Origin of the sequence: Mesorhizobium sp. CA10, from assembly GCF_020165285.1 — a bacterium.
Lineage (GTDB): Bacteria > Pseudomonadota > Alphaproteobacteria > Rhizobiales > Rhizobiaceae > Mesorhizobium.
In genome coordinates this window covers 86,807-99,296 of sequence record NZ_JAIUHV010000014.1, presented here as the reverse complement: position 1 = coordinate 99,296, position 12,490 = coordinate 86,807, and the positions used below count along the sequence as shown (strand labels likewise).

Annotated in this window: 14 protein-coding genes; 2 read left to right on the top strand and 12 right to left on the bottom strand. The window is 64.6% G+C overall.

Annotation, left to right across the window (positions count from 1 at the left end):
• Positions 1 to 2: 2 nt before the first annotated feature.
• The 3 genes from LB535_RS24910 to LB535_RS24900 form a co-directional block, all read right to left on the bottom strand.
• Positions 3 to 1,481: a sensor histidine kinase gene (locus LB535_RS24910; RefSeq protein WP_095766895.1), complete on the bottom strand. Its 1,479-nt coding sequence runs from the start codon at positions 1,479 to 1,481 to the stop codon at positions 3 to 5.
• Between the two features lie 8 nt (positions 1,482 to 1,489).
• Positions 1,490 to 2,164, bottom strand: a complete 675-nt coding sequence (locus LB535_RS24905; RefSeq protein WP_140848027.1) for a response regulator transcription factor — start codon at positions 2,162 to 2,164, stop codon at positions 1,490 to 1,492.
• A gap of 198 nt (positions 2,165 to 2,362) precedes the next feature.
• Complete coding sequence (locus LB535_RS24900) at positions 2,363 to 3,913, bottom strand: Do family serine endopeptidase (RefSeq protein ID WP_095766893.1); 1,551 nt, start codon at positions 3,911 to 3,913, stop codon at positions 2,363 to 2,365.
• A 208-nt stretch (positions 3,914 to 4,121) separates the two neighbouring features.
• On the opposite strand from LB535_RS24900, the gene LB535_RS24895 reads away from it, so the two are divergent.
• A complete protein-coding gene (locus LB535_RS24895) occupies positions 4,122 to 4,415 on the top strand; it encodes a hypothetical protein (protein ID WP_224634086.1) in 294 nt (97 codons plus the stop codon).
• A 103-nt stretch (positions 4,416 to 4,518) separates the two neighbouring features.
• Here the strand turns inward: LB535_RS24895 and LB535_RS24890 are convergent, their stop codons facing one another.
• From LB535_RS24890 to LB535_RS24850, 9 genes are all read right to left on the bottom strand, one after another.
• Positions 4,519 to 4,983, bottom strand: a complete 465-nt coding sequence (locus LB535_RS24890) for a cytochrome c-type biogenesis protein (protein ID WP_224634085.1) — start codon at positions 4,981 to 4,983, stop codon at positions 4,519 to 4,521.
• Positions 4,980 to 6,965 (bottom strand): heme lyase CcmF/NrfE family subunit, encoded by a 1,986-nt coding sequence (locus LB535_RS24885; RefSeq protein WP_224634084.1) that lies wholly within the window; start codon positions 6,963 to 6,965, stop codon positions 4,980 to 4,982. Before LB535_RS24885 ends, LB535_RS24890 begins: the two co-directional genes overlap by 4 nt.
• A 65-nt stretch (positions 6,966 to 7,030) precedes the next feature.
• On the bottom strand, positions 7,031 to 7,471 hold the full coding sequence (gene ccmE / locus LB535_RS24880; RefSeq protein ID WP_140546178.1) for a cytochrome c maturation protein CcmE: 441 nt from the start codon (positions 7,469 to 7,471) through the stop codon (positions 7,031 to 7,033).
• Between the two features lie 4 nt (positions 7,472 to 7,475).
• Positions 7,476 to 8,612 (bottom strand): c-type cytochrome biogenesis protein CcmI, encoded by a 1,137-nt coding sequence (gene ccmI / locus LB535_RS24875; protein WP_224634083.1) that lies wholly within the window; start codon positions 8,610 to 8,612, stop codon positions 7,476 to 7,478.
• Positions 8,613 to 8,742: 130 nt separating this feature from the next.
• On the bottom strand, positions 8,743 to 9,180 hold the full coding sequence (locus LB535_RS24870) for a hypothetical protein (RefSeq protein WP_140845770.1): 438 nt from the start codon (positions 9,178 to 9,180) through the stop codon (positions 8,743 to 8,745).
• Positions 9,177 to 9,320 (bottom strand): hypothetical protein, encoded by a 144-nt coding sequence (locus LB535_RS24865; protein WP_224634082.1) that lies wholly within the window; start codon positions 9,318 to 9,320, stop codon positions 9,177 to 9,179. The genes LB535_RS24870 and LB535_RS24865 overlap by 4 nt, the downstream gene beginning before the upstream one ends.
• The gene (locus LB535_RS24860) at positions 9,317 to 10,705 is read right to left on the bottom strand and encodes an ATP-binding protein (RefSeq protein ID WP_224634081.1); all 1,389 of its coding nucleotides are present in this window, start codon (positions 10,703 to 10,705) and stop codon (positions 9,317 to 9,319) included. Before LB535_RS24860 ends, LB535_RS24865 begins: the two co-directional genes overlap by 4 nt.
• A gap of 22 nt (positions 10,706 to 10,727) precedes the next feature.
• A complete protein-coding gene (locus LB535_RS24855) occupies positions 10,728 to 11,393 on the bottom strand; it encodes a response regulator transcription factor (protein ID WP_041002188.1) in 666 nt (221 codons plus the stop codon).
• A 64-nt stretch (positions 11,394 to 11,457) separates the two neighbouring features.
• The gene (locus tag LB535_RS24850; protein WP_095766886.1) at positions 11,458 to 11,757 is read right to left on the bottom strand and encodes a hypothetical protein; all 300 of its coding nucleotides are present in this window, start codon (positions 11,755 to 11,757) and stop codon (positions 11,458 to 11,460) included.
• 216 nt (positions 11,758 to 11,973) lie between these two features.
• Between LB535_RS24850 and LB535_RS24845 the strand changes: the two genes are divergently transcribed.
• The gene (locus LB535_RS24845) at positions 11,974 to 12,360 is read left to right on the top strand and encodes an ester cyclase (RefSeq protein ID WP_224634080.1); all 387 of its coding nucleotides are present in this window, start codon (positions 11,974 to 11,976) and stop codon (positions 12,358 to 12,360) included.
• Positions 12,361 to 12,490 lie beyond the last annotated feature (130 nt).

The window sequence follows — 12,490 nt, the reverse complement described above, 5'->3', positions numbered from 1 at the left end:
TGTCAATGCGTCTCCCGCAACGGGAAACTCATGACCACGGACAATCCGGGATTGGCGGGTAAAAGATCAAGCCTGCCGTTGTGGAAAGTCATGATTGCCTTGGCGAGGCTGAGACCGAGACCCGAGCCCGGTTGCGAGCGGCTCTTTTCAAGGCGCACGAAGCGCTCGGTGGCGCGGGCGCGATCGGCGTCGTCGGGAATGCCGTGGCCATTGTCGGTGACGGCAAGCTTGATCTCGTTGCCGGCGCGCTCCAGCACCACCCGTACTTTCGGCGCCTCGGCAGCGTCGGTCGAGTATTTGATGGCGTTGTCGACGATGTTGGACAACGCCTGGCCGATCAGCTCGCGATTGCCGTTGATCGTGAAGGCCTCGGACACGGTCGTTTCCAGCGCAACCCCCGCCTCCTCCGCCACCGGCTCATAGAGCTCGACGACATCGCTCACCGTGGCGGCGAGATCGACGGGACCGGTCTGTTCCGAGGAGTAGCCGGCCTCCAGGCGCGAGATCATCAGGATGGCGTTGAACGTCTTGATGAGCTGGTCGGACTCCGCGATCGTACCTTCAAGCGCCTGGCGGTACTCCTCCGTCTTGTGCCTGCCGGCGAGCGTCGCCTCGGCGCGGTTGCGCAGCCTGGTCAGCGGCGTCTTCAGATCATGGGCGATGTTGTCGGAGACCTGCTTCAGCCCCTCGTTCAACATGGCGATCCTGGCCAGCATCGAATTGAGGTTTTCGGACAGGCGGTCGAATTCATCGCCGGCGCCGGTGACCGGCAGCCGTCCGGACAAATCGCCGCCCATGATGCGGCGGCTGGCGTCCGAGACGCTGTCGATCCGCTTCAGCGCGGCGCGCCCGACAAAGAACCAGATCAGGATGCCGCCCAAACCCATCATGCCAAGCGCCAGGGTCAACGCGCGGCTGATGACGGCGCGGAAGCGCTCGGGCTCGCCGAGGTCGCGGCCGACCAGCATGATCATCTGGTTAGGCAGCCTCAGCACCAGCGCGATGGCGTTGTGCCCCTTCTCACCTGTCGATTGTGGAGTGTTGCCCTCGTTGGCCGGAGGCGTGGCCTGGTCCGAACCGCCGCTGCGCAGCCGATCGAGCTCGCCTTCGCCGAAGCGCTGGTAGGAAAACGGGTCCGTCGTCCAGCCCTCGGTCTCGATGACCCCGGGCTCCAGGCTCTGCACATTGCCGGTCAAGATCTGGCCGTTGGCGTCGGCGATCAGATAGAGATTGGCGCCGGGCTGGCGCGAGCGGGCCTCGACGACGCGCACCAGCACCGGCAGGCCGCCGCGCTGATAGGCGCGGGCCAGGCCCAGCACCTCGTCGTTGATGGTCTCCTGCGTCTGCGCGGTCAGCATGCGCGCCGACAGCGACGTCATGTAGAGGACGAGCAGCACCGCGCAGAGCGCGAAAAGCAGAAGATAAAGCGCCGAAAGCCGGGCCGCCGTCGTCTTCATGATGGCCGGCAGGGACAATGCCATGACGGGTTCTAGCCGCCTTTCAGCATGTAGCCGGCGCCGCGGATCGTGTGCAGGATCGGCTTGTCGAAGCCTTTTTCGATCTTGCCGCGTAGGCGCGAGACGTGGACATCGATGACGTTGGTCTGCGGATCGAAATGATAGTCCCAGACATTTTCCAGAAGCATGGTGCGCGTCACCACCTGGCCGGCATGGCGCATCAGATATTCGAGCAGGCGGAACTCGCGCGGCTGCAGCGTGATCTCGCGGCCGGCGCGCTTGACCGAATGCGACAGCCGGTCGAGCTCGAGATCGCCAACGCGGTAGACCGTCTCGGCCTCGCGCGCGCTGGCGCGGCGGTTCAGCACCTCGACGCGGGCGAGCAATTCGGAAAAGGCGTAGGGTTTAGTGAGGTAATCGTCGCCGCCGGCGCGCAATCCGGTGACCCGGTCATCGACCTCGCCCAGCGCCGAAAGGATCAGCACCGGCGTGGTGTTGCCGCGCGAGCGAAGCGCGGCGATCACCGACAGGCCGTCACGACGCGGCATCAGGCGGTCGACCACCATCACGTCATAGTCGCCGGCATCGGCGAGCGCGAAGCCGGTCTCGCCGTCGCCGGCGACATGGGCGGTGTGGCCCGCCTCAGCGAAGGCTTTCTGCAAGTAGTCCGCCGCCTCGCGATCGTCTTCCATGACGAGAATCTTCATGGAGCCGTTATACGCGATTTCATTGGAAGGTTGAGGGGCAGTCATATCGTCTTGCCTTCAAGTTAAAACGGCAGCGGGTGATGGGAAACCCGCTGCCGCCAGGAGCGAAACACGGTGACTGACTTACGTGCTCGGCCCCATGTTTCCCCACGGCGGCTCGGGGGTGTTGATACGCCATGGGGAAGCTGAAAGTCGATGTCAGCCCTTGCCGACCGGCAGCGCCACGAAGCGGTTCGAGTCGTCGCGGGTGATCTGCATCAGCACGGCCTTGCGGCCGGCCTTGGCGGCATCCGTCATCGCCTTGGACACGTCGTCGGTGGTGTTCACGTCGTTCGAATTGATCGAGGTGATGACATCGCCGGGCTGGATGCCGCGATCGGCCGCATCGCTGTCGGGATCGACGTCGGTGACCACGAGGCCCTTGCCTTTTTCCGCCTTGGTTACGGTCAGGCCGAGATCGGCCAGCGTGTCGGCCTTCGCCGCCGGTGCCGACTGCTTGTTGCTGTCGTCGTTCGAGGCCTGCTTGTCGCTTGCCGGCAGCGTGCCGAGATCGACCTTGACGGTCTCGTCCTTGCCGTTGCGCCAGACGGTGACATCGACCGGTTTGCCCGGCGCGAATGCACCGATCATCCGGGCGAGCTCCTTCGGCGAGGCGACATCCTTGCCGTCGACCTTGGTGATCACGTCGCCCGCGACGATACCCGCCTTCTTGCCCGGCCCGCCATCCTGGGCGCTCGAGACCAGCGCGCCCTTGTCCGACTTCAGGCCGAGCGACTCGGCGATATCGGAGGTGACCGGCTGGATCTCGACGCCGAGCCAGCCGCGCTGGACCGAGCCGCTCTTCATCAGGTCCTGGACCACCTGCTTGGCGGTCGAGGCCGGGATATCGAAGGCAATGCCGACGCTGCCGCCCGACGGCGAGAAGATGGCGGTGTTGATGCCGATCACCTGGCCGTTGAGGTTGAAGGTCGGACCGCCCGAATTGCCGCGGTTGACCGAAGCGTCGATCTGGATGAAGTCGTCATAAGGGCCGGCGCCGATGTCGCGGCCGCGGGCCGAGACGATGCCCGCGGTGACAGTGCCGCCCAGGCCGAACGGATTGCCGACGGCGACCACCCAGTCGCCGATGCGGACCTTGGAATCGTCGGCGAAGTCGACATAGGTGAACTTGTTGCCGCCGCCATCGACCTTGAGCACGGCGAGATCGGTGCGCGGATCGGTGCCGATCAGCTTGGCGTCGAGCTCCTTGCCATCATTGGTGACGACGCTGAAATCCGAGCCTTCCGAGACGACGTGGTTGTTGGTGACGAGATAGCCATCCTCGGAGATGAAGAAGCCCGAGCCCTGAGCGATCGGACGCGGCTGGCCATTGCCATGGTCGCGGTGGTCGAAGCGGCGCATGCCGAACTGGCCACCCTGGTCACCGAAGCCACGGAATTCCTTGAAGAAGCGGCGCAGCTGCGGATTGTCCGGCAGGTTGTCGAAACCGTCCTGGTCGTCGGAACCATCGTCGGCCGTCGGCTGGATCTTGGCCTTGACCTTGACGCTGACGACCGCCGGCGAGACATGCTCAACGACATCGGCGAAGCTCGGCACCTGCGGGGCTTCGACGCGCACGGCATCGGCCAGCACGGGGGCGGTGCCGGTGGCAAGCGCGCCCGCGCCGACCGCACCGATAACGGCCAGGGACGCTGCAGCCGCCATCAGGCGCTTGCGGGTGGAGGCAAATGAATTGGGGGCATTATTCATGGGGTTTCCTATCCTCTATCGACGTGGATGCACTCAGGCGAAGCATCCTCGGGCAAGAGGATTAGAGAGCCGCACATTACGACGCCATTTCCGGTACATGAAAGTTTTGTAATGTTGGGGATTGGCGACGATGCATGCGATCACGAGGTTTCAAATGACCACAGGCCACAGCAACCGAACTCGAGTATCAGTCGATTGGGAAACCAAGATGATTGAAGACATCAAGCGCGGGATAGCCGACGCAAAGGCGGGCTGTATGGTGCCTCACGAAGCTGCGATGGCGGAAATTGACGCGATGATCGAGGCCGTGGAGGCCGAGCGCACAGGCAGGGGTGAGGTATGCCGCGCGTTCGGAGGCTTGGCGTCAGCACCCGAGACTTCGTCATTCCAGCGTGAAGCAGGAGCGAAGCTCCGTCGCGAAGACCCTGGAATCCATGCCGTTACCTTCGCCGAAGGTTGCAGCGGAGCAGAATTCTGCACCGTGAGCAGCGCGTCAGCGTAACGGAATGGATTCTATGGTCTGCGCGCGTCGCTCCGCTCCTTGCTCCGCCATAGAATGACGAGCCAAGGGCGGTTGCGGTCAATCGCCAAGCACGGCGATGGCGCTACTCGCGCAGCATCTTATCCAGCGCCGCCTGTTCCTCAGCGCTCAGGGTGCTGTCCGGCACAGTTCGGCGCGAGCGGGCGCTGAGCACGATGAACAGTCCGCCGGCCAGAAGCAGAAACACCGGCGTGCCCCACAAAAGCGCGTTGCGCAGGCTGAAGCGCGGCTTCAAGAGCACGAACTCGCCATAGCGCGAGACGATATAGTCCATCACCTGCTGGTCGGTGTCGCCGGCGACGAGGCGCTGGCGCACGAGGATGCGCAGGTCGCGAGCAAGATCGGCGTCGGATTCGTCGATCGACTGGTTCTGGCAGACCATGCAGCGCAGGCCTTCGGACAGCGCCCGCGCCCTCACCTCCAATGCGGGATCCTGCAGCACCTCGTCAGGCTTCACCGCCTGAGCTGCGCCGGCGAAGAACAGCGCCAGCAGCAGGGCCAGCGAGGCGAGCGAAAATCTTGCCTTCATGGCGAGGCCGCTGCCGCTATCGCAGGCTTGCGCCGCTTTGCCGGCGCGCCGATGCGCAGGCGACGGTCGAGCAGCGACATGGCTGCGCCCGCCATCATCACCAGCCCGCCGCCCCAGATCAGTGTGACCAGCGGCTTCCACCAGAGGCGCACGACGACGGAGCCGTCATTGTTCTCGTCGCCGAGCGACAGATAAAGTTGGCTCAAGCCGATCGTCCTGATGCCGGACTCCGTCGTCACCGTCTGGCGCACCGGATAGAAGCGTTTTGCGGAGGTAATCATGCCATCGGCGTTGCCGTCGGCGCCCATCAGCAGGAAGCGGCCGCGATCCTCGGTGAAGTTCGGACCTTTCCGCGGGGAGAGCCCTTCGAAGCGCAGCGTGTGGCCGGAGAGTTCCACCGTCTCGCCGGGATGCATGCTGAGGATTTTCTCCGTGCCGAAGCAGAGCGTGCCGACGATGCCGAGCAAGGTCAGCCCGAGGCCGAGATGGGCAAGCGCCGTGCCAAAGACGGAGCGCGGCAGGCCGGCGAAGCGGCGAAGCATGGCGGCCGGCGGCACGGCGCCGAAGCCGGATTTGACGGCAAGATCGGTCAACGCGCCGACGACCAGCCAGACGGCGAGGCCGACGCCGAGCGCTGCGAAGACCGAGGCGCCGTCGATGAACAGGCCGGTGACGAGCATCGCGGTGATCGCCAAAGCGAAGGCCGCCATCAGGCGCTGCGAGGCGGCAATGACGTCGCCGCGCTTCCAGGCGAGCAAGGGGCCGAACGGCACGATCGCCAATAGCGGCAGCATCAGCGGGCCAAAGGTCAGGTCGAAGAACGGCGCGCCGACCGAGATCTTGCCGCCGGTCAGCGCCTCCAGCGCCAGCGGGTAGAGAGTGCCGACCAGCACCGTTGCCGTGGCGGTGGTGAGAAACAGGTTGTTCAGCACCAGCGCGCCCTCACGCGAGATCGGATGGAACAAACCGCCCGCCGTCAGCCGCGAGGCGCGCAGCGCAAACAGCGCCAGCGAGCCGCCGATGAACAGCGTGAGGATGCACAGGATGAAGACGCCGCGCGCCGGGTCGGTGGCAAAGGCGTGCACCGAGGTGAGCACGCCGGAACGCACCAGGAAAGTGCCGAGCAGCGACAGCGAGAAGGTCAGGATGGCCAAGAGCAGCGTCCAGATCTTCAGCGCCGAGCGCTTCTCCATGACGATGGCCGAATGGAGCAGCGCGGTGCCGGCGAGCCAGGGCATGAAGGAAGCGTTCTCGACCGGATCCCAGAACCAGAAGCCACCCCAGCCGAGCTCGTAATAAGCCCAGTAGGAACCCATGGCGATGCCGCCGGTCAAAAACATCCAGGCGACCAGCGTCCAGGGCCGCACCCAGCGTGCCCAGGAGGCGTCGATGCGCCCCTCGATCAGCGCCGCGACCGAGAAAGAGAAGCAGATCGAGAAGCCGACATAGCCGAGGTAAAGCATCGGCGGGTGGATGGCGAGGCCGAGGTCCTGCAGGATCGGATTGAGGTCGCGGCCCTCGATCGGCGCCGGATTGAGGCGGATGAACGGGTTGGATGTCGCCAAGATGAACAGGAAGAAGGCGGCGCCGATCATGCCCTGCACGGCCAGCACATTGGCCTTGAGCGTCGACGGCAGATTGTTGCCGAAGACGGCGACGAGCGCGCCGAAGAAGGTCAGGATCAGCACCCACAGCAGCATCGAGCCTTCGTGGTTGCCCCAGGTGCCGGTGATTTTGTAGATCATCGGCTGCAGGGAGTGAGAGTTCTCCCAAACGCTCGCCACCGAGAAGTCCGAGCCGGCATAGGCGCTGGCAAGGGCGGCGAAGGACAAAGCGGTCAATGCGAAGCCGGTGACCGTGACCGGACCGCCAACCGCCATCAGGCGCTGGTTGCCGGTGCGGGCGCCGACGAGCGGCACCAGCATCTGCACCAGCGATAGCGCGAAGGCGAGGACAAGAGCGAAGTGTCCGGTCTCAACCATTGGTTACCTGTTCTCTCGCAGGTTCTGATCGCAAAACCGCATGGCACTTTTGCGGAACCAGCTCATCAGTTCGTGCTTTCCTGCCAAACACCCTTGGCCTTCAGGCCGTCGGCGACTTCCTTGGGCATGTAGCGCTCGTCATGCTTGGCCAGCACGCTGTCGGCGACGAACACACCGTCCGGGCCGAAAGCGCCCTCGGTGATGACGCCCTGCTCCTCGCGGAACAGATCGGGCAAGATGCCGGTATAGGTGACCTTGACCGACTTCTGCTTGTCGGTGACCGAGAAGGCGACGGTGGCGCCTTGCCCGCGCATGATGGTGCCCTTCTCGACGAGACCGCCGAGCCGAATGCGCTGTCCGGGCGGCACACTTGCCGTAGCGAGATCGGCCGGCATGTAGAAATAGGAGGCCTTCTGTCCCAGCGCATAGAAGGTGAGGCCGGCAGCGGCGCCGAGGAAGGCCAGCCCCGCCAGGATCACCGACAATCGCTTCTGCTTGCGCGTCATTGCCTTACTCCGTCGCCGTCACGCCGAGCGAGGCGGCGAAGGCGGTGAATTTCTTGGCCTGTTCACTGTCGGCGCCAAAGGCGGCGACAGCGCGGCCGAGCGCGTCGCGCGCCTGGTCGGCCTTGCCAAGCACGACATAGGAACGGATGAGCCGCATCCATCCTTCCTCGTCGCGGGGATTCTGCTTCAATTTGTCGTCGAGACCGGCGACCATGGTCTCGATCATCGCCTGCCGGTCTTGCGGCGACATCTGCTGCGCGGCTTCCGCCTGTTGCGCGTCGGGGCCGTTGGCCGGCGCGGCATCGGCGACAGCCGGACCTCCCGCCTCCGCAAGCGCCTGCCGGACGGCGCTGCGCCAGGGCGAATCCGGCGCGAGCTGGCCGAGCATCTTTTGCCAGGCGGCAACGGCATCGGCCTTCTTGCCTTCCTGTGCCAGGCCCACCGCCAGGTAGAAATTCGCCTTGGCGTTGGCCGGATCGAGCTTCAGGGCCGCCTCGAAGGCTTTTTGAGCGTCGGCCGAAACAATGCCGCCGGCAGCGCTGGCGATCGCTTCGCCGAGACCCGACTGGCGCACGGCGCTGTCGCCGTCGAGGCGGATGGCGTTGCGATAGGCGGTCACGGCGTCGGGAAAGCGCTGCAGCCGAAGATAGATCGGCGCCAGCACGTCCCAGCCCTTGCCGTCCGACGGATTGGCGGCGAGATGGGCTTCGGCGCGGGCGACCAGTTCGTCGACCGAGGCATCGGCCGGGTTCTTGGCCAGACGTTCGGCCAGCGGCTGCGAAGGCAGATCGGGAGAGCCGAGCATGCCGTAGAGCCCCCAGCTCAGCAGGGGAACCGCAAGCACGGCTATGCTGGCGACCCACTTGGCGCTGCGCGCAGGCTTGAGTATTGCCGCGTCCGGCTGCACGACCGCGCCCAGACGCAGGATGCGGCGGCCGATCTCGGCACGCGCTTCGTCGGCCTCCCCGGGCTGGATCAGGCCGCGCGCCATGTCGCGGTCGAGCTCGGAAAGCTGGTCGCGATAGACTTCGAGATCGTGATCGCCGGCCGACGACGCGCCTTTCATGCCGCCGGTAAGCGGCAACAGCACGGCCAGGCTGGCGCCCAGCGTGAGGATTGCGGCTATGACCCAGAACAGCATGGCCCTTCCAATAAAGGCAGAGCCCTGCCCTGCCAACACGGACGTACTGCGACGCTTTGACGGCAGACGCGCCGTCCGACCTTGATCGAGGTCAATCCGACCGAATAACGGGGGCCGGCCGGGTTTCTTTCTAGGTCAGCGGCGTCCAGCTGCCGTCGGCATTGCGGCAGGCGGTGCCGCGCGCGGTGACACCCGCGCCGCTCGTATACACGGTGTGGGTGTACTGGCGGCAATCCTGCGAGCCGACCCTGTAAGGCTGGGCGGCGACGACCTCGCCATAATGCGAGGAGTTGTCGCTCTTCCACGTCACCTTCTGGCCGCTGGTGTTGTATTCCAGCGCCTTGTATTCCGCTTCCAGGCCCTTGCGCTTTTCGGCATCGCTGAGGCCCGAACCGATCGACCCGCCGATAAGCCCGCCATTCATGGCCGAAACGATGCCGGTCGACACCTTGCCGCCGGTCGGCGGCGTGGAAACAGGCGTGACGGGAGAGGTCGGACCACCCTTGCCCAGGGTCGTGCAGCCGGAAACGGCGAGCAGGGCGGAAACGAGCGCGACGCGGATCTTCATGCCGACAACCGGTTCTCTTCAGCGGGATGGAACTGGATGGACTGGGGGCGCGCCATTAGGACGTTTTCATCGCCATAGTGTTGATATTTGTCGGGAATTTGGCCGTCGGCCGCTGCTCGCAAATCGATAAAAAACATCATTGAAGGCTCCGCAATCCCACCACCGCCCTCAAGCCGCCCATGCCGGACCGTTCCAGCGCCAGCGAGCCTCCATACTCGTTGACGAGGTCGGCGACAATGGCCAGCCCGAGCCCTGTTCCCGGCTTCGTCTCGTCGAGTCTCTTGCCACGTTTCAAAACTTCCCGCGCGCTGTCCTCGGGAATGCCCGGGCCATCATCCTCTATAACGATTTCGAACATGTTGCTCATTCCCGGTGCAAGCGCGACCGAAACGGCAACGGCGCTCTTTGCCCATTTCATCGCATTGTCGAGCAGGTTGCCGAGCAATTCCTCCAGATCCTCGCGCTCGCCGGCAAAGACGATCTCCGCCGGCGGCAGCGACAGCGTCAGCCTGGTTTGCGGATTGAGTTTCCGCAATACGCGCACCATGCGCTCGACCAGCGGCGAAACCGGCGTGCGGAAAACGACGCTGTCGCGTTGCGCGGCGACACGCGCGCGCTGCAGATAGTGGTCGACCTGTTTCTGCATGGAGGTGGCCTGTTCGGCGATCAACTGGCCCTTGGCGCCGCCGAGCGCGCGGCCTTCATTGATCAGCACGGCTAAGGGCGTCTTCAGCGAATGGGCAAGGTTGCCGACCTGGGTGCGCGAGCGCTCGACGATGCGCCTGTTGTTCTCGATCAGCGCATTGGTCTCGCTGGCCAGCGGCTCGATCTCGGCCGGGAATCTGCCGTCGAGCCGCTGCGCGGTGCCCTCGCGCACCATGGCGAGCGCATTGCGGACCCGGCGCAAAGGCTGGAGACCCAGCAGGATGGCGATGGCATTGATGGCGATCATGCCGACGCCGAACAGCGAGAGATAGGTGAGCAGGCGACGCTGGAAGCTTGCAATCTCCTGCTCGAGCTCGCTGTGGTTGCCCATGACGCGGAAGCGCGCGGCGCGGTTCTTGGCGTCGAGCACGAACTCGCTCTCGAACACTTCGAGCCGCTCGCCCTTGATGCCCTCCATCGAGTAGCTGCGCTGGAAGTTCGCATTGAACGGGACCTCCGCGACGCTCGGCGACAGGAGCGAGGTCGTCATCGAGGAGGAATGGATTTCGCCATGCACGCCTTCGGAGGCAGGCTCAACCGACCAGTACCAGCCGGAATTCGGCTCGGAAAAGCGCAGGTCGCCGAGGTCAGGCGAGCCAGTCAGCGCGCCGTTGTCGGAAATGCCGACGGAGCCGATCAGGTTGAACAAATGCGCCGAAAGCAGGCTGTCGAAGCCGCGCTCGCTGGCCTGGCGGTAAAGCGTGGTGATGAGGGTGAAGATGACAACCAGAGTCAGGATCGCCCAGATGGTGGAAAAGGCGATGACGCGGAAGGTCAGCGAGCGCGGCCAGAGCCGCAGCTTCGAAAGCCGCGTTTCCATGGTTGGCTTCAGCGGTTCCGCGTCACGCCTCCGGCTCACGCATGCGATAGCCCATGCCACGCACGGTTTCGATCATGTCGATGCCCATCTTCTTTCGAAGCCGGCCGACAAACACTTCTATCGTGTTGGAATCGCGATCGAAATCCTGATCGTAGAGATGCTCGACCAGCTCGGTGCGCGACACCACCTCGCCCATATGGTGCATCAGATAGGCGAGCAGCCGGAACTCGTGCGAGGTGAGCTTGAGCGGCACGCCGTTGACATCGGCCTTGGACGCCTTGGTGTCCAGGCGCAACGGCCCGCAGGTGAGTTCCGACGAGGCATGGCCGGCCGCGCGGCGGATCAGCGCCCGCACCCGCGCCAGCACCTCCTCGATGTGGAAGGGTTTAGTCACATAATCGTCGGCGCCGGCGTCGATGCCGGCCACCTTGTCGCTCCAGCGGTCGCGCGCGGTCAGGATCAGCACCGGCATCTTGCGGCCGCCGCGGCGCCAGCGCTCGACGACGCTGATGCCGTCCATCTGCGGCAGGCCAATATCGAGGACGACGGCATCGTAAGGCTCGGTGTCGCCGAGGAAGTGCCCCTCCTCGCCATCATAAGCGCGGTCGACCACATAGCCGGCATCGACCAGCGCGTCGGCCAGTTGCCGGTTGAGATCCTTGTCATCCTCGACGACGAGCACGCGCATGGGGTTGAAGCCTGTTGTTGGGTAGACCTATAGGCCGATTCCGCCAGCCTGGGAAACGACAGGGTCAGCCCATCGGAACGACGATTTCCGAGCGGCGCGGACGCTGGCCTTCCTTGCCGGGAACCAGAACGACGATCACGCAGACCTGCTGGCCGCCCCGCGTCGCCTGCGAGGCCTTGGCCAGCGTGCCGCCATTCTGCGCGGCGACCTGCTGGCCGATGGCGTAGCAATCGCTGGCGGCGAGCACCACCGGCCGATCGACCGACGGCTCGGTGACCGGCAGGGCAATCGCCTGCGACGCAAAGAGGCCGGCTGCGGCAAGCGCCAGCACTGCTTTGCGGAGATGAGGGCCAAACTTTTTCATGATCACGGTTCTAACGCATATGGGCTGAACGTGAAATGAACGGTGAACGATCGAAAATCCATGCCCGCCACACCCCCTATGGACGCCAACGCTCCCTCAAGCCCAGGTGCAAATTCATAGCCGGAAAATCAGTCGGTCCGCTACGCTTTTCGGCCTGCCGATTCCGCGCCCCGCGCTACCTAGTGTAGAAACGCTGGACGGCCATGGGAGGATGCGATGACGCGTGAGGATATTGCCGATCTCTACCGGGGCTACATCGTCTGCCTTAACGAGCAGGACTGGGGCAATCTCGGCCGGTTCGTCGGCGAGGAGGTGCAGTATAATGGCGAGACGATCGGGCTGTCGGGGTATCGGCGCATGCTGGAAGGCGATTTCGAGGCCATTCCCGACCTGCGCTTCAACATCGAGCTTCTTATCTCGGAGCCGCCGCGCGTGGCGGCGCGCCTGCATTTCGACTGCCATCCCAAAGGCGTGCTGTTCGGCCTGCCGGTCCACGGCAGGCGGGTTTCTTTCGCCGAGAACGTGTTCTACGAATTCCACGACAGCCGCATAAGGGAGGTCTGGTCGGTCATCGACAAGGCCGCGATCCAGGCGCAGCTTTAGGGTGTGTCGATGTTCAGGTGAGGCCGGCCTGCAAATGCCGGCTTCCTGCGCTTCCGGTGCTCACGTACTTTAAGTACGCTCCGCGCCGGTTCTCAGAAGCCATCATTTTCGACTCGGCCTGACCTGAATC

What these genes read in the sequence shown, in the direction of transcription:
- LB535_RS24850 (WP_095766886.1), bottom strand. Translation starts at nt 11,757, where the DNA reads ATGAAAAAGTTTGGCCCTCATCTCCGCAAAGCAGTGCTGGCGCTTGCC.
- LB535_RS24865 (WP_224634082.1), bottom strand. Translation starts at nt 9,320, where the DNA reads ATGATGTTTTTTATCGATTTGCGAGCAGCGGCCGACGGCCAAATTCCC.
- LB535_RS24845 (WP_224634080.1), top strand. Translation starts at nt 11,974, where the DNA reads ATGACGCGTGAGGATATTGCCGATCTCTACCGGGGCTACATCGTCTGC.
- LB535_RS24900 (WP_095766893.1), bottom strand. Translation starts at nt 3,913, where the DNA reads ATGAATAATGCCCCCAATTCATTTGCCTCCACCCGCAAGCGCCTGATG.
- ccmI (WP_224634083.1), bottom strand. Translation starts at nt 8,612, where the DNA reads ATGCTGTTCTGGGTCATAGCCGCAATCCTCACGCTGGGCGCCAGCCTG.
- LB535_RS24855 (WP_041002188.1), bottom strand. Translation starts at nt 11,393, where the DNA reads ATGCGCGTGCTCGTCGTCGAGGATGACAAGGATCTCAACCGGCAACTG.
- LB535_RS24885 (WP_224634084.1), bottom strand. Translation starts at nt 6,965, where the DNA reads ATGGTTGAGACCGGACACTTCGCTCTTGTCCTCGCCTTCGCGCTATCG.
- LB535_RS24895 (WP_224634086.1), top strand. Translation starts at nt 4,122, where the DNA reads ATGATTGAAGACATCAAGCGCGGGATAGCCGACGCAAAGGCGGGCTGT.
- LB535_RS24890 (WP_224634085.1), bottom strand. Translation starts at nt 4,983, where the DNA reads ATGAAGGCAAGATTTTCGCTCGCCTCGCTGGCCCTGCTGCTGGCGCTG.
- ccmE (WP_140546178.1), bottom strand. Translation starts at nt 7,471, where the DNA reads ATGACGCGCAAGCAGAAGCGATTGTCGGTGATCCTGGCGGGGCTGGCC.
- LB535_RS24870 (WP_140845770.1), bottom strand. Translation starts at nt 9,180, where the DNA reads ATGAAGATCCGCGTCGCGCTCGTTTCCGCCCTGCTCGCCGTTTCCGGC.
- LB535_RS24860 (WP_224634081.1), bottom strand. Translation starts at nt 10,705, where the DNA reads ATGGAAACGCGGCTTTCGAAGCTGCGGCTCTGGCCGCGCTCGCTGACC.
- LB535_RS24910 (WP_095766895.1), bottom strand. Translation starts at nt 1,481, where the DNA reads ATGGCATTGTCCCTGCCGGCCATCATGAAGACGACGGCGGCCCGGCTT.
- LB535_RS24905 (WP_140848027.1), bottom strand. Translation starts at nt 2,164, where the DNA reads ATGAAGATTCTCGTCATGGAAGACGATCGCGAGGCGGCGGACTACTTG.